Here is a 22,238-nt window from a genome sequence, read left to right on the forward strand (position 1 = left end):
AAGATAAAATATGAAAACAAAAATATATTTATTACTGTTCACTGTAGCTGCTTTTCTTTTCAGCAGCTGCAATGACTATCTTGACAAAAGTCCTGACTCGGGACTGGATGTAGATATTGATACCGAGGACAAAATAGCCGAACTCCTCACCGGGGCATATCCCGAAGCAAGCTATATCCCTTTCCTTGAACCGCGCACCGACAACGTTGCAGAGCGTGTGAACGGCATCCACTCACGGCTGAACGAAGCAATGTTCTTTTGGGAAGACTATGATCAGGAAGACCTTGACACGCCGCTGAACTACTGGAATGCCTGCTATAAAGGCATTGCACAAGCAAACAAGGCCCTCGAATTACTGACCCGCTATCCTAAGAGCGACCGAGTAAAGGCATTATATGGCGAGGCTTTCCTGCTAAGAGCCTATCTGCATTTCATGTTGGTCAACATCTGGTCTGAGCCTTACGGTGGAAAATCAACCGACTTGGGCATACCTTACATCACTAAACCAGAGAAACATGCGCTGGTCGACTACGACCGAGGAACGGTAAACGAGGTATATGATAAGATAGAAAAAGACTTGAAGCTTGGTATTTCCTTAGTTTCAGACGCCTATTACAAGCATCCTAAGTTCCACTTCAACAAGAAGGCAGCCTATGCTTTTGCCTCTCGTTTCTATCTGATGAAAGGTGATTGGAAAGCAGTGATAGCCTATTCAGACTATGTTTTGGGAGGTGATCCGAAGCGGATGCTCCGTCCTTGGCGACAATATGCCAACGAATTGGAATTCAACCACAAGAACCTCTTCCGCCGATACAATTCCACTGACGAGCCAGCCAATCTGCTGATGACAACAACAGAGTCGCGTCTGGCACGCACAACACCAACCGAAAAGTACGGTTCTACATTCGAAACAGTCGACAAAGTCTTTGCCAAGACAGGCATTGAAGGTGCACGTGACTACGAAAAGATGAACTTTATCGGCACCTATATCTTCACATCATCGCTTGCTCCCGTAACAACAGGGCGCTATTTAGCTAAGTTTGACGAGCTGTCGAATGTCGAAAGTACAGGCTCTAAGCCTCGCGGACTCTACGTAACCAATGTGCTTTTCAGTGTCGATGAGGTGCTGCTGAACCGTATGGAGGCGTATGCCATGCTCAGGGATTACAATCATGCCATTGATGACTACCTGCAATACATGCAAGGTAAGTTTGGTTTCTTCCCCTCTGTAGAACGTTCTGTGTACACATCTACAAACAGTAACAATTACAACATCTACACACCGTTCTACGGTCTGACACTGAAACAGCTGGCAATGGTGAAGCTCTTCCTCGACTTCCGCCGCAAAGAGTTCTATCAGGAAGGCCTGCGTTGGTTCGACATTCGCCGCTTCCATTTGGCTGTGAAACGCTCCTCGAAGAGTTCCTATTACTTCCCTTTGGAGAAAGACGACCCCCGCAAGGTACTCCAGATACCGGCAGAAGCCATTCAGCGAGGCTTAGCTCCCAATCCAAGAGAACGCAATGAACCTCTCAGATAAAGTGAACGAAAACAACACGTAACTATCAGTAAATCAGCATATCATATATGTATAATAGGCCGTGCTCCCCTAAATGGAAAATAACTCAAGTCAAATTACGTCGTAACTTGACTTGAATGAGGCTGCAATCAGACTTGAGTTACACTGCAATCAGACTTAAGTTACACTGCAATCAGACTTGAGTTGTTTTTCATAAGAAACCAGCCGACAGTAAGACTGACAAGTATATATGCAACATCATAACTGATAAAGAAAAGTAATCAAACGAATATGAAAAAGATATTTTTAGTTCTCCTCACAGCATTTACCCTCATGGGATGCAGCAATGAAAAGCTGAGCGACAGGAGTGTGGTTGATGATGGTAAGAAACAAATAGAGAACACAGAACTCGACAAGTGGATACTCGACAACATAACCAAGCCCTATGGCATTGAAGTTATCTATCGCTGGGAGAAGAACGCGGGTGGAACGGGCACTTTCATCTATCCTCCAAAGATAGAGAAAGTACGTGCTGTGCTTGAAGCAGTAAAGGAACTTGGACTTGAAACTTATCAGCTCAAGGAAGTTGCCGGCGAGGGTTTTCTGCGGGGAAGAGTGCCGATAAAGCTCTACCTCTATGGTGGTGGAAACCCTGATGAGAATGGAGTGGAACGACTTTATAATCACCAACTGACCGCAGCTGAAATGTGCCTTTATCATGTCAACGACTTTAATCCGAAGGATGCTGACAAACTTTACGTGCTCATGCGCAGCGTGCATCATCAATTGGCCAAGCGACTCATGCAGCTTATCCCCTACGATCGTGATAAATTCTCCAGCATCAGTGCTAACCGATACACAGGATCTACGGAGCCAATAGCAGCACCCTTGAGTTATGCCCGCACGGGAAAAGAGAAGTTCGGCCTTGACAGCTACGCAAACAAACGCGGCTTTTACACGATGCTCTCTTTCCTTTCGGCTGAAGACGACTTTGCAGAAATCATCAGTGCCACGCTGACTTCCAAGCCCAAGGAACTGGCAGATGCCGCTGTTACGGCAAAGACTCCCGATACAGACATTGACCCCGAGGTCGCTCAACGCTATGCCAAGGAAGCAGAACAAGCGTACAAGGAATTCATGGAAAAGCAGACCTTTGTCAATGAATATGTACAGAAGGCTTGGCACATCAACCTCAAGCAGATGCAGGTAATCAGTGTTCGCAGACTATACTCCTACGTAAAACAACATTAAAAAAATGAAATATAGAAATCTAATCCGATACAGTTTCATGCTGCCTCTGTTGTTCCTGGCAGCCTGCTCATCCAATGATGATGCCTTCGACAAGTCTCCATCTCAGCGCAGCAGTGAGAGCATAGCTGCCTTGAAAGAAGAACTCGTGAATGCACCACATGGCTGGAGGGTAATCTATTTTCCCAAAACAGATTCTCTGTTGTTCTCCAATCCGTCAGAACTGATACCCCATAATGGCTTCAGAGGACGCTACGGATATGGCGGTGACTGCTTTACGATGAAATTCAATGCCGATAACACTGTGGAAATGCGTGCCGACTTCAATGCCGGAACAGTGGCAGCGGCGAAGAAAAGCGAGTATCTCGTCGGTCGTAACAGCTATACACAGTTGAGCTTCATCACTTATACTTACCTGCATCAATTGGTAAACGACCGCTTTGCGGGTTCGTCTGATTTTCTTTATATGGGTAAGAATGAAGATGGCGAATTGGTGTTTCGCACAGCTTCCTACTTGCAGCCTGCCCGCGAATACATTGTATTCACAAAGCTGAAAAGCAAGGATGACACGCTTGTCATTGCACGCAAAGCATATGAAAACCGCGCTTTCTTTGAACGGATGGTTAATCCACAACTGCTCATTCACCGTGGTGGACGCACCTATTTCCGCAGTGATCTCTATATCAAACGCAACGTTGAGACCAACCAGGCCTTACTGAAGGAGATCGCAGAGAAGAAATATTATCTCTTTCTTTTTACCAAGAAGAAAAACCCAATCCCCGACTATCCGGCTAAAGAGATTACAGGTTTAGGCTCCGGATATACAGGTACAGAGTATGGCATCACGTTCAGATCGGGCTTGCGCTATGACAGCAAGACGATATTCTACGATTTTGAACGTGTCGGCAACCGCTTTGAAGCAGAGCTTGTTTCGGTTTATGACCCGCTTCTCCGCCGTAGCCGATTGGTCAGCAAGCATCTGCATCCGGAAGGAGAGTTCACGGGTATTCGGGCAGAAATCTACGATGCTCCCATAGAATGATGCCAAGAAGATATATAACAAACCATTAAGAATGTAAAAAGCAATGATTATGATACGAAGTAAATATGCCGTTCTTTTCCTGGCAATGCTTGCTATGGGATGCTCGCCCAGCAGTGAAGATTATGCCGAGGAAGATTATGAAAAGCTCTTTCCCTTTGGTGGAATTGAGAAACCTAAGGTGTCGTATGAAGACCAAGTTGTGCAGTTAGGTGATCCTTATGCCTCTGTGTCTGACTTTGTTTACCCAGGAGTTGAGATTACTGAAAACGTGAGAACCTATAAGGTGACGCTCACTTGTTCTTTTAAGGAACGTGGCTTCACAGACAAGGATAAAGGAGAGGACAAGGTAGAATCGCGCTATTTTATCCGTTATGTCGGTAGGGATAAGAAACTGCATACAATAGCAACCGACAAGCGTGCAGAGGGAACAGATTTCTTGCTCACGAAAAACAAGGAGCATACGGTTACTTTCTCTGCCAAATCAGGCTTCCCAATGTATCTCTGGGTGAATGGTGTCGGCCCGCAGAACTCTTCTGTACATGCCACAATCTCTGCTGTGTCAGAAGATGGGTTCACTGTAGTGAATCCCCTAACCGTACACGAATATCAGAACCAAGAGGGTATTGATAAGATCAAAGCACCATTCTGTGCTTATGTCATCCTTCCTTAACATGCAAAAAAATGAAAAAGAATACAACTATTTATAGCCTCCTGTTCCTGCTTCTGTCAGCACTGTCTTCATGCAGTCAGTGGGAAGGAGAAACGGTGGAATCGGCTTACAGGGAACCCCAGATTCCCGATCCTTCCTATCAGTTCAAACGCACTGGCAGCAGCAGTGTTGACTATCTTGAATGCAGTCTGCTGCGTGATCCGCTCGATTATATTTACAGCAGCTATCTCAGAACCGCCAACATCATGTATGAAAGTGCAATGACCAGGGTTAAAGATTATTTTGATCATGGTGAATTTGGGTTGAAACCGCAGGAGGAACTTGCTGCTTCACCGCTCCATAAAGCCGACCGAAAGCGCATTCTTAATGATGTGGAAGAAATCTTCAAGGTCACAGGAAGGCTCAGCGGACTTGGTCAACCCAGCCCGGGAACCTATCGAAACCACAAGGCAAAGATAGGTGAAGGCGGCTATGTAGGCATTCATATTGGCGATGTCAATATTGCCTTTGCAGATGAAAAAGGCTTAGTCGTGGCCGAACTGTTCAATGGTATTGTGTGGGGAGGCATCTATTTAGATAAAATTCTAAACGTACACCTCAACGACAGCCTGTACAATGACACTCGTTTGCGCCGTGAACATGAAAACACGTCACTGCTGCCGGGTCGCAACTACACAGAATTAGAACATCATTGGGACCTTGCTTACGGCTACTATCAATATTGGCTGCCCTTTGTACAGGCAGGCGGACTCCCCGTTTTACGCGAAAGCCGCATCAAGATTTATAATGCCTTTGCACGGGGACGGTTGGCACTTACCGAGTATCGCTACGATGAAGTGCAACAGCAGTTGCAACTGATAAGGACTGAACTTTCAAAGGTAGCAGCAGTCAGAGCTATGAACCTGTTAGTGAGTGATATCACTTTAAGCAATCTTGACGAGGACATCAATAACGCTCTTGTCTTTCTTTCACAAGGTTGCGGTGCACTTTATGCCTTGCAGTTCACCCTGCAGGAGTCTGGAAAACCACATCTTTCCTATAACCAGGTGAAGTCATATATCAATGAGTTGACTGCCGGCAATGGCCTTTGGGACAAGAAACGTCTCTTAGGTGATGAAGCAACGCAGGGTTCGCTCAAGCATGTGGCAGCACAGATAGGGAAAGTATATGGGCTGACACTCAACGATATTAAACGTTCGTATTAATTAAAAGCATACAAATATGACACATCGAATCTATTTTATTATATCTCTGTTGTTGCTTCCTTTCATGGGCAAAGCACAATTACATAAAGAGCTATTGGCCAATGGAGGGTTTGAACAATATGCGAAATCAGACACACCACCCTCAACCGGAGATGAAGAAGGAGATGAGGATGGCGATGATGAGGAAGAGGAAGAAGACACTTTTGACCGTTATCAAAAGCCACTCTTTTGGTATATCAGCGACCAGTTGGGTTACTCAAGAATCAAAGAAGATGTCCACGGTGGACAGTTCGCTGTGAAGTTATATCCTAATGGTCATTCATTTTATTCGCGTGACAAAGACTTTAATCTGAATTGTATCAAGATTAATGGGGAGGGTGAATATCAACTGTCCTATTGGTACAAAGGCAAGGCAAAGAAGCCAAATGTTATCGCTATCGTAGATTGGTACAAGGGAAATACAATCATAAGAAAAGACCGACTCACAAATGAGAAAGTTAAAAGTTTCACAAATGACTGGCAACAGAAAGTCATTACGCTTACTGCTCCTGCAGGAGTTGACAAAGCTGGAATAGGATTTGAACTGGAATATGATCCCTCTTCTGCAAACAATGATGGCTATATCCTCTTCGACGACATCTCTTTTATGCAGACTAAAGAAGCGAATAAAGAACCGACACTCACTCCGCCAACAGGTCTCAGAGCACAGGTGCAACAACGGGAAGTGGAACTTTCCTGGAATGCTGTTTCTGAACCCGGCGTGAGCTATGAGATACGTTGTAACGACAAGATGATTGCCACAACAAAGGCTACCTCTTACATCATTGAAAAGCTTTCTCCTAACACTTCCTATCGCTTCACAGTGACAACGGTCAAGGGAGAAGAGACCTCAAAGCCTTCTCAACCTCTCAATGAACATACTTTTCAAATGACAGAGACTGTAGATGATGCGGGTAGAATACCTTATTTATATACGATACGCGAGGAGGGAACCTGCTCTCAAACACTGCGACTCTACTATAACGATTTGGCCGATCCTAATGCCCGCATCAGCTACAAGATTGATGGAGCAAGCGTTACGCCTGAAGGAAGCAGCATCACTTTCCCAAACAAAGGAAAGCATATCCTGCAAATAGAAATAGAGGAAACGCCGGAACGTAAGTGGGAAATAGAATATAAACTGAATGTTGACTAACGATGAAAAGAATACTTTTTTATTTATTGCTGTTATGTTGCAGTTCAATCTTTGTGGCTTGCAGCGAAGATGCATCTGAAAACAGAGATATCCAAGTGGGTGCCGATGACCTCAAAGAAGTAAAACTAAACAAACTTACAACCCGCACGATTATTCTGCGAGGGGGTAACGGCAAGTATATCGCCAACGTCGCTGACTCAAAAATCGCCGGTGTTTCCATAAGTAAAGACACCTTGCGCATTAATGGGATATTGGAGGGAAATACCTATGCCACCATCATCTCGGGCGACTTCAAGAGAGTTGTCAATATCAATGTGGTCGTTCCCGAGCTCAGTATCAGCCAATCAGAAATCAGACTTTATCCCCGTGATGAGAGTAAGTTCATCAGTTTGAATGGTGGTGGAGATATTGTAGACCTGAAAATTGAAGACCCCGACAAGGTTATAGATGCGAAATGGAATGCCAAAACAAACATCTTAGAGGTTCAAGCCTACTATGAAGGTGAGGCAAAGATACGCATCATCTCACAAGACAAGCAAGAGAAAACGCTTAAGGTTGTCGTGCGATGCGACGGAACGGCAGATCGTGTAGGCATTTATGGAACAACCTCTCATAGCCTTTATGAACAGATGAATACCGTAATGGCCGTGCGACGTCCCGGTATCGGAGTGTGGCTCTGTAATGGTACGCGCCCCTACACTTCTCAAAGAGTGCTCAAAATCACCCCGGCTGTAGTTAATCCCACAGTTGGAACACAGATAGAAGTCATGCTCTCTATGCTTTATCCTAACGCATTTGCCAACACCAAAATTAAAGAGGGAAAGTGCAAACTGTATGTAGAAGAAGTAAGAGAAAAAGATGTAGTGCTACGTGGCAATGGCTTTAAGTTTGTCATTCCATACGAGAAGAAATAAAAAGAAGCTGAATATTAAAAGCACTCTTTGACCGATCAGACTTATCCTATCGGTTCAATCGTCTGATTGGTCAAACTTCAAATAAAGCAACATTTCATTAATCTATCATTTAAAGAAAAAGAACTATGCAGTTTATTACATTCAAGAAAAGCATGCTGAGCATAGCATTAACTTTGTTTTGTACAGCTTCCTTTGCACAGACAAAGGTAACATTGGATAAAGCAGGAGAACTCTCTCAGAAAATAAAACAGGCAGAGAAGTTCACTATCACCTCATTAATTGTATCAGGATCTATCAATAGTGACGACGTACGCTTCTTAAGAGAAATGGCCGGGAGAGATATGGATGGCAATGAAACAGACGGGAAACTCTCTTCACTCGACCTATCTGATGCAAAGATTGTTATGGGTGGTGGCAATTATTATAAGGTGAAAAGAGGACTATCCACAAAATATTATAATATTAAAGAAAACGATATAGTAGACTCTCATATGTTCTATAACTGCAGATCCCTCACCTCACTGAAACTTCCCAAAACAGTTAAAAAGATAGAACAAAATGCATTCTACAACTGTCAATCATTGAAAGAATGCACACTTCCCGAGAGCCTTTCTGAAATTAATGATAAAGCCTTTGCTAAAACAAAGCTGTCAGAAGTCACATTCCCTGCTTCTCTCACAAGCATTAAATATGAGGCTTTCTCCGAATGTAATAACTTAAAAACGCTCCGTTTTACCTCTCCATCAGTACCTACTTTCGGGCAAGATGTCTTTGAAGATTGCTCAAAACTCGAGAAAGTATATGTACCCAAGGCATCATTGAATGACTATAAAGACAAGCTAAACTTGACCCAAAAAGTACAGTTTATCGGTGAAGATCCAAAGACGGCAGGCATCAATTCCCTTGCAACTTCCAAAGACGCAGTCGAAGTGGAGCGCTATAATGCCAAAGGACAGCGCATAAACCATCCTGTGAAAGGCATGAACATCATCAAACTTTCTAATGGTAAGGTGGTGAAACGCATAGAGCGATAATGCGCTTGAAATTAGTTTTTTCTCAGCATCAAAGCGCTGTCTATTATTCAAAATATTATCCTATATGAACGAACAATCGCCGCAACTCATTAAAGTTACGGCGATTTTCTGTTTTAATCAATCCCTTGTAAACTCTTGTTCAGAGTACATCGAGTGGAGCTGGTGGGATTCGAACCCACGTCCGCACAAGGAAACCATACGCTTTCTACACGTTTATTCCAGCCTTCATTTTCGTGTCATAGCAAGACCTGGACCACCAACTATGACCTTATCCTCTAAAGAATTCACGCCCGGAGCGAGGCATCCAAGCGCTATTTCCGATTTACCTGCACCGCTTGACCCTTAGATTCGGAACAACATCCTTGGAGCAGTGTCTCGTTGCATCACCTTGTGACGCAATAAAGCCAGTAATCTACTATACTTCGATTAGGCAGCGAGAGCGTAATTATTTTCGCCAATTAATTTTTTGACCACTCAGATTAAGGAGCGAATAATCGAGGCTCCGCGTGCTTACGTACCATTTCATCTCGCCGTCAAATCCAGTCAACCCCGAGAGAATGTGCCTGCCGACAAACAGCAAGGCATTACGCTGAACAGCCTTATTCATAAAGAAATTTCCCTACATATTCGTCGAGAAACAAAATCATGACAGGCATATTCTGTTGCAAAGTTACAAGAATTTAAGAAAAAAGCAAAATTAAAGGCGATTATTTATGAAAATAAATCCATTGCAACACCAACGGTTATCTCCCCTACTCCAACCTCATGCAATCAACCAACACAAACAAGGGAAGAGACGTTTACACCGGATTGACATGATTTGAGATGCCGAATATCATGCAGATTAACAGGAGATCAGCACTCCTCCTGCGCCTTTGTTTTTGTAAATTTGTTTCATACCACATTTGCATTTGCCTTAAAAATTGATTATCTTTGCCGTAGGGAAAGTGGCAACACGCTTTCCCTTTTTTCATATCTTCACGCAGACCGCCGTGTAAAATCTATGAAAACAGCCTGCAATATGCGTCAAATGACGTTGCAACTTGCGTCATTTCATCATGCCTTTTGACAGCAGTCAGCACGAAAGATGATGCAAATGGCAAGATTATCTGAACGAAAGACTCCTCTCTTTTGCATCTACCCGAAAAACAGAACCATGAGAATTAAAATCCAATGTCATAATTTCCGTAAATTTTTATCTGTTTTTCTTGCTGCTATTCCCTATGATGAGATGAGGTTCCTTTCGACTTGCACTTTGAGCGAAATCTGCGTTTCAACAGACTGTAATCGGCTCCTGCAGCCTGCCATGTTTCTACCTTATATAATATTCTTCCCACAGCTTTCTGATAGCTAACCGGATAATACAACGTGAGCACATACCAACGTCTGTGCCTGCGTATATAGTGAGATGTGTAGGCATAATCAGGCATATCAGCCAACCGACCACGCTGCATGAAGTTTCCACGGCGATAGGCATAGACGCTCTCGGGAACCACCTTGCACTCCATGACAATGTTAACACCATTGTGAAAACCAAACTGTACATGACCACACCCATAGCCCTCAACATGCTCGCGGCGCAGAAACGAGGGATATTCAAACTGATAATCGAAAATGGAATCCGTGTAAACGCTGAACTGTTCGAAGTTCATTCCCTCCTTGAAACGCTCTTGGGGCTCGCGCTGGTCGGGCTGAAAGAGGAACATGGCCACGCAACAGGCGATAATAAACAGAAGGATAAAAAGCAATAGTTTCTTCATTTTGCGATGCTCTTGTAGCGCAAAAATAAAACAAAGCAGCACAAAGCCAACTAAAAAGAAACCAACATTTAACTGACAAATGTCATTTTAGGAACGATAACACACCACATTGCAATCCCCTATTCTATCACTTCGAGCCGATAATCACGCCCGCGCTCTGACGTGATTTTCAGTCGTCCTTCGGCTTCAAGCACGGGTTTGATGCGCTTGATGAGCGTATAAAGCGTGTCGTTGGCATCGGGTTTCTTCGGCCAAAGGGCATCACAGATATCCTGTTTCGACAGCTGATGATGTGGACTTCGGAAGAACATAAGGAGCAACACATGCTGCATCGGCGTGAGTTTCACCGATTGATGCTTCAGCGTATAGAAGCGGTTTTCAGCTTCTGAAAACATCAGATGACCGAAAACTATCATCCCCTTGCGATGACGTTTGAAGTAACCTATGGAGAAAATCGCCCACAACAAGGCCATGGCCGAAAAAGAAAGAGGCAGCCGTTGGTCGGAGAATGCCAAAACAGAAGCCACTGAACAATGTGCAAAAGCTTGAAAGTCAGCAGTTGAATGTTGGTTTTTCCAACGCATCGGACGTGTAGACAACATGCCTTCATCACCATTCATTGCATAATAGACAATAGACTTTTCGCGCAAAGCCATTATCCGAAGATGGCTGCGATAGGTCAGAATAGTGTCCGGGGTGATTGTCATTTCGCTCTTTTCTGCCAAAGTCTGCATCAGCGCCTGACTCATATCGGCCACCATTTCACGCTCGGCACTGCGATAACTGTGCATGCTCGACAATGCTGCACAAGCCACAATGAACATAAAAACGACTAAAGAATGATATGCTTTCATACGTTCTTCTCCTTCTTAAAGCCTGTTGCCATGGCTTAAAATACGATTACTTCTGTGCAAAAATAATGAAAAAACAGAAATAAACAAAGTGAAAATACGATTTGTTTAAGGCTGTATAGAAATATAATCGATAGAAAAACCTATACTCAAACGAGGGGAAGTTTACAGAAATGAATAGCCAAACAGGACTTTATTTTATAAAAAATCCTAAAAAATGGGTATTGTTTTATCTATTTTTAAGGTCTACCTTTGCACCCAATATAATTACAGTCATGAAAAAGAAATCAATTTTATTGTCCGTCGTGGCACTATGTGTATTGGCCTTGTTCTCTTGCAGTGACAAGAACGATGCACCCTCTTACAGTTCAAAAGCATTGAAAAATGCAGAGTTAGTAAACATCTTGAAAGCAAAGGGTTACACCTTTAATGAAAACGGTCAGTTAGCACTTAACGATCTTGTCAATAATACTACATCACTTGATTTGAGTGGAACGAAGTTGAAAGACCTGACAGAACTCGACATATTTCCCAACCTCCATGAGTTGAAACTCGCCAATAATGGCTATGGTCCAACGTTTGATTTCACTAAACTTCCTGCTCAAATCACCGGTGTCGACCTGACAAATAACGACATTTATGATTTTGAAGGCTTAGTAAGTACTAAGGTTGAGAATGATGAAGTAAAAACAACTATTCTTCGACCACTGACAAAACTCTATCTCCCGGCTACGGCTAAATATAATGTAGAAGACTTGATGCCATTCTATACTGAAAGCAAAGCCGAGAAGAAACAGGTTGACATGCAGATGATCAACGCTAAAGGACAGTTGGAAACCTATAATACAATCAGAGAAATTCCCGACGAATACTTCAGAAAATACCTTAAAACGGTATTCAAAGATCTGTTTGTTGACGAAACATCCATTGATATCAGCAAGCCTATGTCGTTGGAAGCAACGGGACAAAATGTGATGTTGAATGTTTTGATTCCATTTGAAGATATTAATAAAGTAAAATCTGTTGAGGGTATAGAATACTTTATCAACAATCCTTTCTACAAAACATTCGGAGTTGCTTTGAATTGTACGAACCATTGTTCCATAGCGTATATTGCCCCAAGAGCAAACATAAAAGCGTTAGCACTCACTAACATTGATACCAACCCAGAGTCAGACTTCACAAAAGCAACAAGTTTAGCAGCTTTAGACTTTACGCACAACAATACAGTTCAGCACTTAGATTTTTCACAAACATTAATCGGAAACCAAAAGGCAGAGGCCTTTGATGTGTTCTTTACAAACATTTTAGGTTTGCAAGATTGTAAGAACTTACAAGATGTGAAAATTCGGAATTCGGGTGAAGGAATATTAAATAGCATTAGTCTTATTGACTTGCCTAAGTTGAAACAGATTGATTTAAGCTTTGTAAAAGGCCTTCAAGACCTCATGTTACTCCGTCTTCCAAATTGCAAAATAACTTATCCTGCCACCTTAAAGTATTATTATGATGGTGGTGCTAACGAGTTGGTAGACCTGTCTGAAACGAATACTATTAGTTTAACGCTATCAGAAGATGTCTACAAAAAAGACGAGACAAAGGCTTTTATAACGAAATATAATAAATACCTCGGTGATGGTTATGCTTGGAATAGCGAATACAAACCCTATAAATGGAAATAAACAGTTTTAATTTTCAGATTAACTTATCATGCAAAAAAGAATATTTTCGTTGTTGATGCTACTATGGTGCATCGTTTCATCAAATAGTGTTTACGCTGCTAATGAGTTCCATGTTGGAGACAGGGTAGCTTATTCCGGCACACTGACTCGCGTTTATATGAATGGAGAAAAAGCCTCTGGGCAAGCTGTAACGGCATTTGTAACAAAGACGTCAGACCAAACCTACACCATAGAACTTCAAGAATTCAAAGCTGGCAAGATGCCGGGGACTATCCTGGTAATAGCAGAAGATGTCAGCGTTTCTGCAGACGGCTCGTTTAACATGCCGTCAATGCAGAATATTATTATATTGAAATTATTTGGTTTTTCTAAAGCCAAAAGTTCTTTCAACGCAGATCTTTCAGGGACAATCACCTCCGATGGCCAGTTGACTTTCACCGTTACATCGGTGAATGCAAAATATTTTGGAATTCCTTTCAAGGCAATTGTTACTTTCAAGGGACACCAATAAAATAATAGTTTGCGGCATTGCATGCTACGATGCTTTGTCGCAAATTTCGAATTTAGTAGTATTCTATTCAATGGTTTAATCATGATATATTCATATTTTCGCAGGACTCCGCTGTTTATTCTATCTTTCTTATGTATTTTCCTCACCATTTCTTGCAGTTCAGATGAGGAACTGAAAAGGGCCGATGCCGACATTAAGTTGGTGAACGAGGCTAAATCTTTTCTTCAAGGAGATATTGTCCTTAACACCCATGCTACTATGGGTGGTGTTAACAAGACTTTACTTCCAACAGGATGCCCCACTAAATTCAACTTTACCTGGAGTAAAACAGCCCCACAAAGCTTTACAATTTCGCTGTTAAACTTTACTGTTGGTAAGATGGGAATGATTATAAACTTCAACTGTGAGGTAAAAGCGATGCAGCTTAATTCTTGGGAAAAGAACGAATACAAAGGAGAAGGATGGATTAAGTTTTATGGCGAGAATGGCTCTGTATCAGGAACAGACAATGAAGGTGTACCCTCTAAAGCAATGGGAAGTACCGTAAAAGGATATTATAATGTAATGAGTCATCAAATAAACTTCATCGTTAACTACAACATGATGAATGTGCGTTCGGAGTGTTTCCTGCAAACCATTGATAAAAATCGCATCAAAACATACGATGAAGACTTTAAGAAATATGAAGAAGATTTGAAGAAATACAAGGAGGAACATGGTCTGTAGTGACCACATCTCTACATAATGACATGAAAGAAATGTGGGTAATGCATGTATTATCCACATTTCTTTTTGTATAGAAAAAGTGCACATGAGAAGAAAAAAACTATTCCTTACACTGCTTTTTTGCTTCAGCTTCATGACTTTATGGGCTCAGCAGCAAGTAAAATTCAAAGTAGAGGAACAAGGAACACAGCAACCTTTGGTAGGTGTTTATATCTCGCTTACATCCAAAAACAGCACTAAAGCAGAATTTAATGCCGTGACCGATGTTACAGGAGAAGCCGTTTTCAACATTGAAAGGCGAGGTACTTACCACTATCAGACTACAGCTGTAGGCTATATTTCTGTTTCTGGAGATATACAACTGCCTCAGAACACTACAATAAATATTGTGATGCGGGAGGATGTTATGCACCTGAATGATGTTGTTGTAACAGGTTCCCGCACCGAACGCCCTATAAAACTGTCGGCTGTTACTACGCAAGTGCTGGGTGGAAAAGCCTTAGTGGATGCCGGATACAGCGACCTTCAGCATGCACTTCAACAGGAAACACCCGGTATGAACATCCAGAAAGTAGGCTTTGGCAATGAAATATCCATGCAAGGATTAGATGCCCGACACGTGCTTTTCCTACAAGATGGTGAACGAATGACGGGAGAAATGGCGGGGAACCTTGACTATGAGCGTTTTAACCTGCACGCTATAGACCGCATAGAGATTGTAAAAGGTGCCAGCAGTACGCTCTATGGGAGTCGTGCTTCAGGTGCAGTGATCAACCTTATCTCCAAGAAAGCCACGAAGCCGATAGACATTCAAGCGGGTTTTCGCTGGGGACAGATGAACCAACGTAATTATAAACATCCTTCAAAGCATGACTTTCTTTACATGTTTGAGAAGAATAGCGACCGTCCCAACCTACAAGCATGGGTGTCTGCAGGTATGAAATACAAGAAAATTACTTCGCAGACAGACGTTTGGTACAGTGAAAGTGATGCCTTTTATATGTATCAATCCAAACATGATAAAAAGGTATACACGAAAGAAGCCAATCCTTTTTTACCGCATGACATTATCTTAAACAGCGTAGCTGAGCGCTCTCCAATGGGCATCGAGGGTACGGAGCATGTGTCGTTGGCACAGAAATTCTATATCGATCCTATCAAGAACCTATCTATTGAGACCTATGGTACATTGTTTTTCATGAATTCCTATGACTTGATTCAAGACATGACATTCACGCAGAGCCGTGACTTTATGACGGGATTCAAAGCAAAATACGATGTAAAAGACTGGTTTTCTGTCCACTTAAGTATGCATGCAGACTTTTATGATCGCTTCAAAAGGCATGAAAGACTTGATGAACGCAAGAAGGTTTATAAGAGCTGTATCCTCGAACCACGCCTGACTGTCACGAGTAATTACTTTAATCACCACAGTCTTATCTTCGGAATAGAGCATACCAGCGATGAGTTGACGAGCGATCGCTTTGTGAATCGCAAGATGACAACACGTGCTTTGCACGAAACTGAATACTTCTTACAAGATGAATGGATACCCAATACACATTGGTTACTATCAACTGGTGTGCGCACAAACTTCTCGAAAGCTTTTGGTTTCATGTGGATGCCGAAGCTTGCAGCCAAGTATTCACTCAACAATCACTGGGCTTTTCGTGCCAATTACTCCATGGGCTACCGTGCACCGAGCATCAAGGAACTGTTCTTTAACTGGGATCATTTAGGCATGTTTCAAATCCGCGGTAACGAAGAATTACGCCCGGAGAAGAACCATTATATTTCATTCGGCACAGAATACACCACAGATCGTTTCTTCATCAACGTGAATGCATATGGAAACTTCTTCAGAAAGAAGATTGAAGGCGTGTGGCATATTTACGACATGCAATATAACTTTGAATATACAAATCTAAGAAATCAGCGCATGTTGGGCATTGAAGCAATTCTCAAATGGCATTTCGCGAAAGGCTTTACCCTTAATGGAACCTACAGCTATGTGAATGTAAGTAAACAGCAAGGCATACAGGTAAACACCACATCTCCACATGCGGCAACTGGCAGTTTAGACTATACGTTCAACCAAAAGAACTATCGTTTGAAGAGCATTCTCAGTGCATCGTTCATGGGACAGAAGCAATTTGATGTGCAAGACCGCGTGTGGGTAGACGAACATCACAAGAGTTACGATGCCTATTTCCGCTGTACATTGCCTACATATGTACTTTGTAATTTAGCCGTCGTGCAGACTTTCTGCAATAAAGTAAAAGTAACCTTGGGCGTTGACAACCTATTCAACTACGTTCCTCATACTTTAGGATCGGGAATCACGATGTTCAATGTACCGGCGACATGCGGCACAAGAGGCTATATTCAAGTGGAATTCTTAGTCGATGACATTATCAAAACCTTGAAACATAAATAATGAAAACAACACTATATATACTTTTAGGCGCGCTCTTTACATTCACCTCATGTGTAAAATACGATGCCGAGCCTTTCACGGGGAAGACACTCCCCCGTGTCAGTGGTTATTCTACAGGTGTTACCAATGATTGGATTTATTTCAATCTGCGTACAGGTGAGGTATTCAACAGCTATCAGCCAGGCAGTGACATCAAAGAAGGTGAACAGAGAAACCGTTTGGACTGGGATCTCGCTTTCTGTGGCTACCGTCTCAGAACGAATAGTGGAACTTCGGGAAACGGTCAAGGTGGGGCTGCCGACTTAGGCAATGGGAATTATGAAAAATGGCAAACCGTTTCACAACTTCCCAACACCATCCAATGGGCAGTAGATGATCACACGGTATCAATTACCTATTCACGCAACGACTGGAATAAGTATCTCATTGCCAATCACCTTGATTTTAATGAGAATCCATGGTTTGATCCCAACCGGGGACCAGCCACAACAAAGACTGATGCCAATCCTGTATTGGCACGAGCCATGACGTTCACCGGGCCACCACCGGTATATTCGCCTTCTTTCCACACCTATGTTGTGCGCACCGCCGATGGTAAACGCTACTTCAAGCTGCAGATTATAAGTTGGTATAAAGGCGACATTGAGGTCGGAGATACAGGAGGTCAGATCAGTTATTACTGTGACGAATTAAAATAAAATAAGTTTTTCAGAGTTAAATAAACAGTAGATAACGAATAGAAAAAATGGGAAATAACAAGAAGTGGTATATCAAACAGACACTCATCTCATTCTTAGTAGTACTCTTTGCCATGCCTTTGGGACACGGAGCCATGAAGTTAATGGAAAGATTCATGAATGAGGGAAGCCTGCATGTGGCCGGTTTCATGATTGGATTGACAGGACTTGTGATGGTGATTATCGGCGTCTTTGTGAAAGGCGACACCCGACAGACTTTATGGGGACTGTTCGGTGGGCTCCTCTTCTGGACGGGATGGGTAGAGTTTCTCTTTATGTATTATGCCCGCCGCTATGGAGTCCAGCCTGAAATAGAATATGGGAAGACGGTCACACAACCTGAATATCTCATCCTTCCTGCATCGTTTGGCATGTGGATGATGACGATGGTGATGTATGTGTTCAGCACGAAGAATGGCTGTCTTTTCATCACATGGGTGCAGAAAGTGTGCTTCCGCAGCCAGCGAAAAACAATTGTCGTGCAGCCCATGACACGTCACACCTCAATCGTAACTTTCATGGAAACCAACATGATGCTGTGGGCTTCCTATCTCTTGTTGATGTTCTGTTACGACAAAAACTTCTTTGGTGATCATCATCCTGTTACGTTCTTGGTTGGCTTAGGCTGCCTTGTGGGGTCGCTGTTCATGTTAGAAAGGCAACTGCATATTGCTTCCTGGGGTGCCAATATCCGTATGGCGGTAGCCACAGTGATTGTGTTTTGGGTGCCCGTAGAGATACTTGGCCGAATCAACTTCTTCAAGGAGTTCTGGGTCGAGCCTGAAAAATACGCGCTTCCCATGCTGATTATCCTGACAGCTTTTGCGGTCTTGGGCGTTTATCTATGGCGAAAAGGTCAGGTGAAGCGATAACAACAGGACTTTTTCTCTACAGAAATATCATAAAAAAGAAGGTTTCAAAGAAGGTAAAATCAGTGTAGTGCTATGAAATATATTGTTGCCATGGACTCTTTTAAGGGCAGCCTTTCCTCGGAAGAGGCAGGAAATGCCGTTGCCGGGAACATCAGAAAGCGCGACAATGAGGCCGACATTCAGATTTTCTCCATGTCAGATGGTGGCGACGGTATGCTCGAAGCATTCTGCAAAGCCACGAGAGCCAAGCGTCTTTCTGTGCCAACCCGCGATGCCCTGATGCGGCGGATTGAGGCGCAATATGGCATCACCAGCGACGGAACAGCAATCATAGAGATAGCACAGGCAAGCGGACTCATGCGCATTGAGCCTGAACAACGCAACCCCATGCGTGCCACCTCGTATGGCACAGGACTTCTTGTTGCCGATGCACTGCGCCGTGGCTGCCACAAAATGATTATCGGATTGGGTGGCAGTGCCACAAGCGACGCTGGCATAGGCATGCTTCGTGCTCTGATTGAAACCTTTGCTCCGGAAGGAAATTTCAAGGATATTCAATCCCGATTTGACCGTTGTGAAATCATATTGGCAAGCGATGTGACGAACCCTCTCTATGGCATTAACGGTGCAGCCCACGTGTTTGCTGCCCAAAAAGGAGCCACACCAACTATGATTGAAGCCTTGGATGCCCGCGCAAAGCAGTTTGCAGAGCATGCAGCCAAAAGCATGGGAATAGATAAAAGCATGCAACCCGGTGCGGGAGCAGCAGGAGGTTTGGGCTATGCTTTTATGCAATTCCTCAACGGAAAGATGCTGTCGGGTGCAGAACTGCTGTTAAAACTGCTCGATTTCGACAACATCATTGCCAATGCCGACCTTATCATCACAGGCGAAGGAAAGAGCGACAGCCAGACGCTCATGGGCAAACTGCCGGCCATTATCATGCAGCATGCCTGCCGACACCACATTCCAACCTTATTAATTTCAGGCCAGATTGAAGACCACGAACGTCTCATGGCTGCTGGTTTCAGGGCGGCATGCGGCGTAACTCCTGCCGACATGCCACTCCACAAAGCCATGATGCGCGACCAAGCCATAGCCAACATTAGGGAATTTCCTCTCCCCCTTTAGGGAAATTCCTTTCTCCTACCCTTTTATTTGTTCTATTTTTGCAATGTGAAGAAGAGGCAACGAGAGCCTCGGATATCATTATTTATATAGCAACAAATAAAACATACAGGTATGAAAAAGTTTATATTAGCCCTCGTAACACTGTTCACTTTAACAGTCTCGGCCAATGCAATGAGCTATGAACAGGCTCGCCAGCAGGCTTTGTTCCTTACTGACAAGATGGCGTATGAACTGAACCTCACAGACGAACAGTATGAGGCTGCCTACGAAATCAACCTCGACTATCTGATGAGTGTCAATGATTACAGCGACCTCTACGGCGTTTATTGGACACAACGCAATCTTGATTTAAGCTATATTCTGCTCGATTGGCAATACAGAACCTATTGCGCAGCCAACTATTTCTATCGCCCACTCTATTATAACGACGGCTACTGGCGCTTCAGAGTCTATGCCCGTTACCCACATAGAGACTACTTCTATTTCGGTCGGCCAGGTTTCTATGCCGTCTATCGCGGTGGACACAGCTGGCGAATCAATGGCGGACAAAGTTGGTATCGCGGTCGGGATTTCGGTTGTAGAGACTCACATCGATACATAGGTATGCGTGATCATTTCAACCAAGGCAACTATGGACGTGGTTTCAGCAGCCGCAATTTCGACAACTACGGCAATGAGAACCGAGTGTTCGGAGGCAACAGAAACAGCCGCATCTACGGTAACGACATGCGTGGGAACCGCTCATTCGGCGGCTACGACAACTACGACTCACGCAGTAACCGCTCGTTTGACAACAACACACGTACACGTATATTTGGTGGCAGTGCTGCATCCGAAAGCCGTGGTAATGGCGCTTTCAACAACCGACAGAGCAGCACCCGGTCTACTGTTCCCGCTATTCCTACCCGCCCATTCGGTGCTGACCGCGGTAGTTCTATCCAGGAACCAACCCACGTTTTCGACCGTCCAAGCACAGGACACACCTTTGGCGGCAGCGCACCAAGCCGTTCTTTCAATGACAATGCGCCTACACGTTCGTTCGGAGGCAGTGCTCCAAGCCCATCTTTCGGCGGCGGAAACACACCTACCCGCTCATTCGGCGGAGGCTCAACAACCCAAGGAAGCCATGGCGTTTTCGGCGGAAGAAGATAAAAGGACAATCAAACAGGCCAACACTTTTATTTATACTATATATACAATTCACTCAAAAGGGATTATCAGAAGGCTTTCGCCCGATGATAATCCCTTCTCTTTTCAGTGTCAATCACTATCGCTTTCTGTGCTTAAAGCATGTAAATCCTCACCTCTCCATTATCCATTTTGTGGATTTCACTCATGGGTTTCTTGTAATACACGCTTTGAATGGCCTTGTTGATGATGCCATGACCGACGGCAAGTACCGTCTTGTTGGGGAAAGAAGTCTTAAGATAGGTAAGGAAATTCTGTGCCCTACTCTTCAGTTTCTCAAGGCTTTCAACATTCTCCGGCCATTCCACATCCTTCAAATCGGGTATGAACTTGCCCGTGAAATCACCCCAGTCGCGCTCTCGGAGCAAGGGCGTTGTCTCCACATCCTTGTGATGTGGCGCTGCAATAATCCTGCAAGTGTCGATAGAACGTTTCAAATCGCTTGACACAAACACATCAATCTGCTCATTCTTCAACTTGTCACGCGTGGCTTCAGCCTGCTGAATACCCTTTTCATTGAGTTCTCCCTGCAACTGTCCCTGCAGAATCTGGGCTGCATTATCAATGGTTTCGCCGTGGCGCACTAAATATAATGTTGTCATATTTGCCTTCTTTTTGCTGCAAAATTACAAAAAACAAGAGAGACATCACAATGAGTTCACAGTTTTTTGTTACCTTTGTCAAGACATAAAACATAAATCATGAAAGTATTAAGAAGTTCACTTTTCCGCGCCATCTGTGCCATGATAGTCGGCGCACTGCTGATTAAATACCGCGAACAAACCGTACAATGGATAACCATAGCCATTGGCATCATGTTCTTTCTCTCGGGAATTGTCTCGCTTGCCACCTATTACACAGCGCGCAAAGCATCAGGAGGCCCTGAGGTTTACAACAGCGACGGCGAGTTGATTTCGGGCGGCCCACGCCCTGCATTGCCCATTGTTGGTGTGGGAAGTGTCATTCTCGGTGCTATCCTTGCCCTCATTCCAGACACGTTTATCAATAGTCTGATTTTGATTATTGCCGCACTGCTCATCATCGGAGCTATCAGTCAGTTTATCAATCTGGCTGCAGCCCGCAAGTTTGCCCACATCGGATTTTTCTATTGGTTGATGCCATCGGTCATCTTGCTCACAGGAATTATCGCTATCATCTACCCTGACGTAATTGCCACTGCGCCATTGTTTGTCATCGGTTGGTGCATGCTTCTCTATGGTGTTGTGGAATGTATGAACTCGCTGAAGATACATTCCTGTCAGAAGCAGATGGCCAAACAACGTGCTGAACAGGCTGCTATTGAAGTGCAGGATGAAACAAAAACAGAGGAACAACAGACCGAATAAACGCCTCTTCCGCTTGATTTCACCAAGTCATGTGACGCAGTTGGATTTTCATTCTCCTTAATCCCGAAAACCAATCTGCGTCACATGGCTTTTTTATTGCTTTAAGAACCATAGCCAAGGCAGCTACAAAGACATATTCTTTCTATCTGATTCATCATAACTTTCTGTAA

General features: G+C 43.7%; 20 protein-coding genes and 1 other RNA gene. 17 read left to right on the forward strand and 4 right to left on the reverse strand.

What is annotated here, in order from left to right; genetic code table 11:
• The first annotated feature begins 10 nt into the window (after positions 1–10).
• The 8 genes from EL210_RS01005 (at position 11) to EL210_RS01040 (ending at position 8,827) form a co-directional block, all read left to right on the forward strand.
• The gene (locus EL210_RS01005) at positions 11–1,540 is read left to right on the forward strand and encodes a RagB/SusD family nutrient uptake outer membrane protein (protein ID WP_018919377.1); all 1,530 of its coding nucleotides are present in this window, start codon (positions 11–13) and stop codon (positions 1,538–1,540) included.
• A 270-nt stretch (positions 1,541–1,810) separates the two neighbouring features.
• Positions 1,811–2,770: a putative zinc-binding metallopeptidase gene (locus EL210_RS01010; protein ID WP_036889302.1), complete on the forward strand. Its 960-nt coding sequence runs from the start codon at positions 1,811–1,813 to the stop codon at positions 2,768–2,770.
• A gap of 37 nt (positions 2,771–2,807) precedes the next feature.
• Complete coding sequence (locus tag EL210_RS01015; protein ID WP_018919379.1) at positions 2,808–3,809, forward strand: DUF4302 domain-containing protein; 1,002 nt, start codon at positions 2,808–2,810, stop codon at positions 3,807–3,809.
• A gap of 49 nt (positions 3,810–3,858) precedes the next feature.
• A complete protein-coding gene (locus tag EL210_RS01020) occupies positions 3,859–4,479 on the forward strand; it encodes a hypothetical protein (RefSeq protein WP_232000400.1) in 621 nt (206 codons plus the stop codon).
• A gap of 11 nt (positions 4,480–4,490) precedes the next feature.
• On the forward strand, positions 4,491–5,684 hold the full coding sequence (locus tag EL210_RS01025) for a DUF4856 domain-containing protein (protein WP_018919381.1): 1,194 nt from the start codon (positions 4,491–4,493) through the stop codon (positions 5,682–5,684).
• 64 nt (positions 5,685–5,748) lie between these two features.
• A complete protein-coding gene (locus EL210_RS01030; RefSeq protein ID WP_018919382.1) occupies positions 5,749–6,879 on the forward strand; it encodes a fibronectin type III domain-containing protein in 1,131 nt (376 codons plus the stop codon).
• Between the two features lie 2 nt (positions 6,880–6,881).
• Entirely contained in the window at positions 6,882–7,793 is a 912-nt protein-coding gene (locus tag EL210_RS01035; RefSeq protein ID WP_025879583.1) for a hypothetical protein, read from the forward strand.
• A 125-nt stretch (positions 7,794–7,918) separates the two neighbouring features.
• Positions 7,919–8,827 carry a leucine-rich repeat domain-containing protein gene (locus tag EL210_RS01040; RefSeq protein ID WP_018919384.1) on the forward strand — a complete coding sequence of 303 codons (909 nt, stop codon included), beginning with the start codon at positions 7,919–7,921 and terminating at the stop codon, positions 8,825–8,827.
• A gap of 151 nt (positions 8,828–8,978) precedes the next feature.
• Here EL210_RS01040 and ssrA read toward each other — a convergent pair.
• The 3 genes from ssrA to EL210_RS01055 form a co-directional block, all read right to left on the reverse strand.
• Positions 8,979–9,378, reverse strand: a transfer-messenger RNA (tmRNA) gene (gene ssrA, locus EL210_RS01045).
• Between the two features lie 663 nt (positions 9,379–10,041).
• Complete coding sequence (locus EL210_RS01050) at positions 10,042–10,587, reverse strand: hypothetical protein (RefSeq protein ID WP_018919386.1); 546 nt, start codon at positions 10,585–10,587, stop codon at positions 10,042–10,044.
• 119 nt (positions 10,588–10,706) lie between these two features.
• Entirely contained in the window at positions 10,707–11,441 is a 735-nt protein-coding gene (locus EL210_RS01055) for a helix-turn-helix domain-containing protein (protein WP_018919387.1), read from the reverse strand.
• Between the two features lie 272 nt (positions 11,442–11,713).
• Between EL210_RS01055 and EL210_RS01060 the strand changes: the two genes are divergently transcribed.
• From EL210_RS01060 to EL210_RS01095, 8 genes are all read left to right on the forward strand, one after another.
• Positions 11,714–13,120: a hypothetical protein gene (locus EL210_RS01060; protein WP_018919388.1), complete on the forward strand. Its 1,407-nt coding sequence runs from the start codon at positions 11,714–11,716 to the stop codon at positions 13,118–13,120.
• 28 nt (positions 13,121–13,148) lie between these two features.
• Positions 13,149–13,631 carry a calycin-like domain-containing protein gene (locus EL210_RS01065; RefSeq protein ID WP_036889297.1) on the forward strand — a complete coding sequence of 161 codons (483 nt, stop codon included), beginning with the start codon at positions 13,149–13,151 and terminating at the stop codon, positions 13,629–13,631.
• Positions 13,632–13,712: 81 nt separating this feature from the next.
• Positions 13,713–14,357 (forward strand): DUF4903 family protein, encoded by a 645-nt coding sequence (locus EL210_RS01070; protein ID WP_018919390.1) that lies wholly within the window; start codon positions 13,713–13,715, stop codon positions 14,355–14,357.
• Between the two features lie 85 nt (positions 14,358–14,442).
• Complete coding sequence (locus EL210_RS01075) at positions 14,443–16,794, forward strand: TonB-dependent receptor (RefSeq protein WP_025879581.1); 2,352 nt, start codon at positions 14,443–14,445, stop codon at positions 16,792–16,794.
• Positions 16,794–17,492 (forward strand): HmuY family protein, encoded by a 699-nt coding sequence (locus tag EL210_RS01080; RefSeq protein WP_018919392.1) that lies wholly within the window; start codon positions 16,794–16,796, stop codon positions 17,490–17,492. Before EL210_RS01075 ends, EL210_RS01080 begins: the two co-directional genes overlap by 1 nt.
• 47 nt (positions 17,493–17,539) lie before the next feature.
• Positions 17,540–18,403: a hypothetical protein gene (locus EL210_RS01085; protein ID WP_018919393.1), complete on the forward strand. Its 864-nt coding sequence runs from the start codon at positions 17,540–17,542 to the stop codon at positions 18,401–18,403.
• Between the two features lie 72 nt (positions 18,404–18,475).
• Positions 18,476–19,534 (forward strand): glycerate kinase family protein, encoded by a 1,059-nt coding sequence (locus EL210_RS01090; RefSeq protein ID WP_018919394.1) that lies wholly within the window; start codon positions 18,476–18,478, stop codon positions 19,532–19,534.
• A 111-nt stretch (positions 19,535–19,645) separates the two neighbouring features.
• Positions 19,646–20,686: a hypothetical protein gene (locus tag EL210_RS01095; protein ID WP_018919395.1), complete on the forward strand. Its 1,041-nt coding sequence runs from the start codon at positions 19,646–19,648 to the stop codon at positions 20,684–20,686.
• A gap of 131 nt (positions 20,687–20,817) precedes the next feature.
• Here EL210_RS01095 and EL210_RS01100 read toward each other — a convergent pair whose 3' ends face one another.
• Positions 20,818–21,324 carry a histidine phosphatase family protein gene (locus EL210_RS01100; protein ID WP_018919396.1) on the reverse strand — a complete coding sequence of 169 codons (507 nt, stop codon included), beginning with the start codon at positions 21,322–21,324 and terminating at the stop codon, positions 20,818–20,820.
• A gap of 99 nt (positions 21,325–21,423) precedes the next feature.
• Between EL210_RS01100 and EL210_RS01105 the strand changes: the two genes are divergently transcribed.
• The gene (locus EL210_RS01105; RefSeq protein ID WP_018919397.1) at positions 21,424–22,068 is read left to right on the forward strand and encodes a DUF308 domain-containing protein; all 645 of its coding nucleotides are present in this window, start codon (positions 21,424–21,426) and stop codon (positions 22,066–22,068) included.
• Positions 22,069–22,238: the final 170 nt, after the last annotated feature.

It is taken from the genome of Segatella oris (assembly GCF_900637655.1).
Taxonomy (GTDB): Bacteria; Bacteroidota; Bacteroidia; order Bacteroidales; family Bacteroidaceae; genus Prevotella; species Prevotella oris.

Coding starts and splice junctions, on each gene's coding strand:
- EL210_RS01005 (WP_018919377.1), top strand. CDS start 11: ATGAAAACAAAAATATATTTATTACTGTTCACTGTAGCTGCTTTTCTT.
- EL210_RS01010 (WP_036889302.1), top strand. CDS start 1,811: ATGAAAAAGATATTTTTAGTTCTCCTCACAGCATTTACCCTCATGGGA.
- EL210_RS01015 (WP_018919379.1), top strand. CDS start 2,808: ATGCTGCCTCTGTTGTTCCTGGCAGCCTGCTCATCCAATGATGATGCC.
- EL210_RS01020 (WP_232000400.1), top strand. CDS start 3,859: ATGATACGAAGTAAATATGCCGTTCTTTTCCTGGCAATGCTTGCTATG.
- EL210_RS01025 (WP_018919381.1), top strand. CDS start 4,491: ATGAAAAAGAATACAACTATTTATAGCCTCCTGTTCCTGCTTCTGTCA.
- EL210_RS01030 (WP_018919382.1), top strand. CDS start 5,749: ATGGGCAAAGCACAATTACATAAAGAGCTATTGGCCAATGGAGGGTTT.
- EL210_RS01035 (WP_025879583.1), top strand. CDS start 6,882: ATGAAAAGAATACTTTTTTATTTATTGCTGTTATGTTGCAGTTCAATC.
- EL210_RS01040 (WP_018919384.1), top strand. CDS start 7,919: ATGCAGTTTATTACATTCAAGAAAAGCATGCTGAGCATAGCATTAACT.
- EL210_RS01050 (WP_018919386.1), bottom strand. CDS start 10,587: ATGAAGAAACTATTGCTTTTTATCCTTCTGTTTATTATCGCCTGTTGC.
- EL210_RS01055 (WP_018919387.1), bottom strand. CDS start 11,441: ATGAAAGCATATCATTCTTTAGTCGTTTTTATGTTCATTGTGGCTTGT.
- EL210_RS01060 (WP_018919388.1), top strand. CDS start 11,714: ATGAAAAAGAAATCAATTTTATTGTCCGTCGTGGCACTATGTGTATTG.
- EL210_RS01065 (WP_036889297.1), top strand. CDS start 13,149: ATGCAAAAAAGAATATTTTCGTTGTTGATGCTACTATGGTGCATCGTT.
- EL210_RS01070 (WP_018919390.1), top strand. CDS start 13,713: ATGATATATTCATATTTTCGCAGGACTCCGCTGTTTATTCTATCTTTC.
- EL210_RS01075 (WP_025879581.1), top strand. CDS start 14,443: ATGAGAAGAAAAAAACTATTCCTTACACTGCTTTTTTGCTTCAGCTTC.
- EL210_RS01080 (WP_018919392.1), top strand. CDS start 16,794: ATGAAAACAACACTATATATACTTTTAGGCGCGCTCTTTACATTCACC.
- EL210_RS01085 (WP_018919393.1), top strand. CDS start 17,540: ATGGGAAATAACAAGAAGTGGTATATCAAACAGACACTCATCTCATTC.
- EL210_RS01090 (WP_018919394.1), top strand. CDS start 18,476: ATGAAATATATTGTTGCCATGGACTCTTTTAAGGGCAGCCTTTCCTCG.
- EL210_RS01095 (WP_018919395.1), top strand. CDS start 19,646: ATGAAAAAGTTTATATTAGCCCTCGTAACACTGTTCACTTTAACAGTC.
- EL210_RS01100 (WP_018919396.1), bottom strand. CDS start 21,324: ATGACAACATTATATTTAGTGCGCCACGGCGAAACCATTGATAATGCA.
- EL210_RS01105 (WP_018919397.1), top strand. CDS start 21,424: ATGAAAGTATTAAGAAGTTCACTTTTCCGCGCCATCTGTGCCATGATA.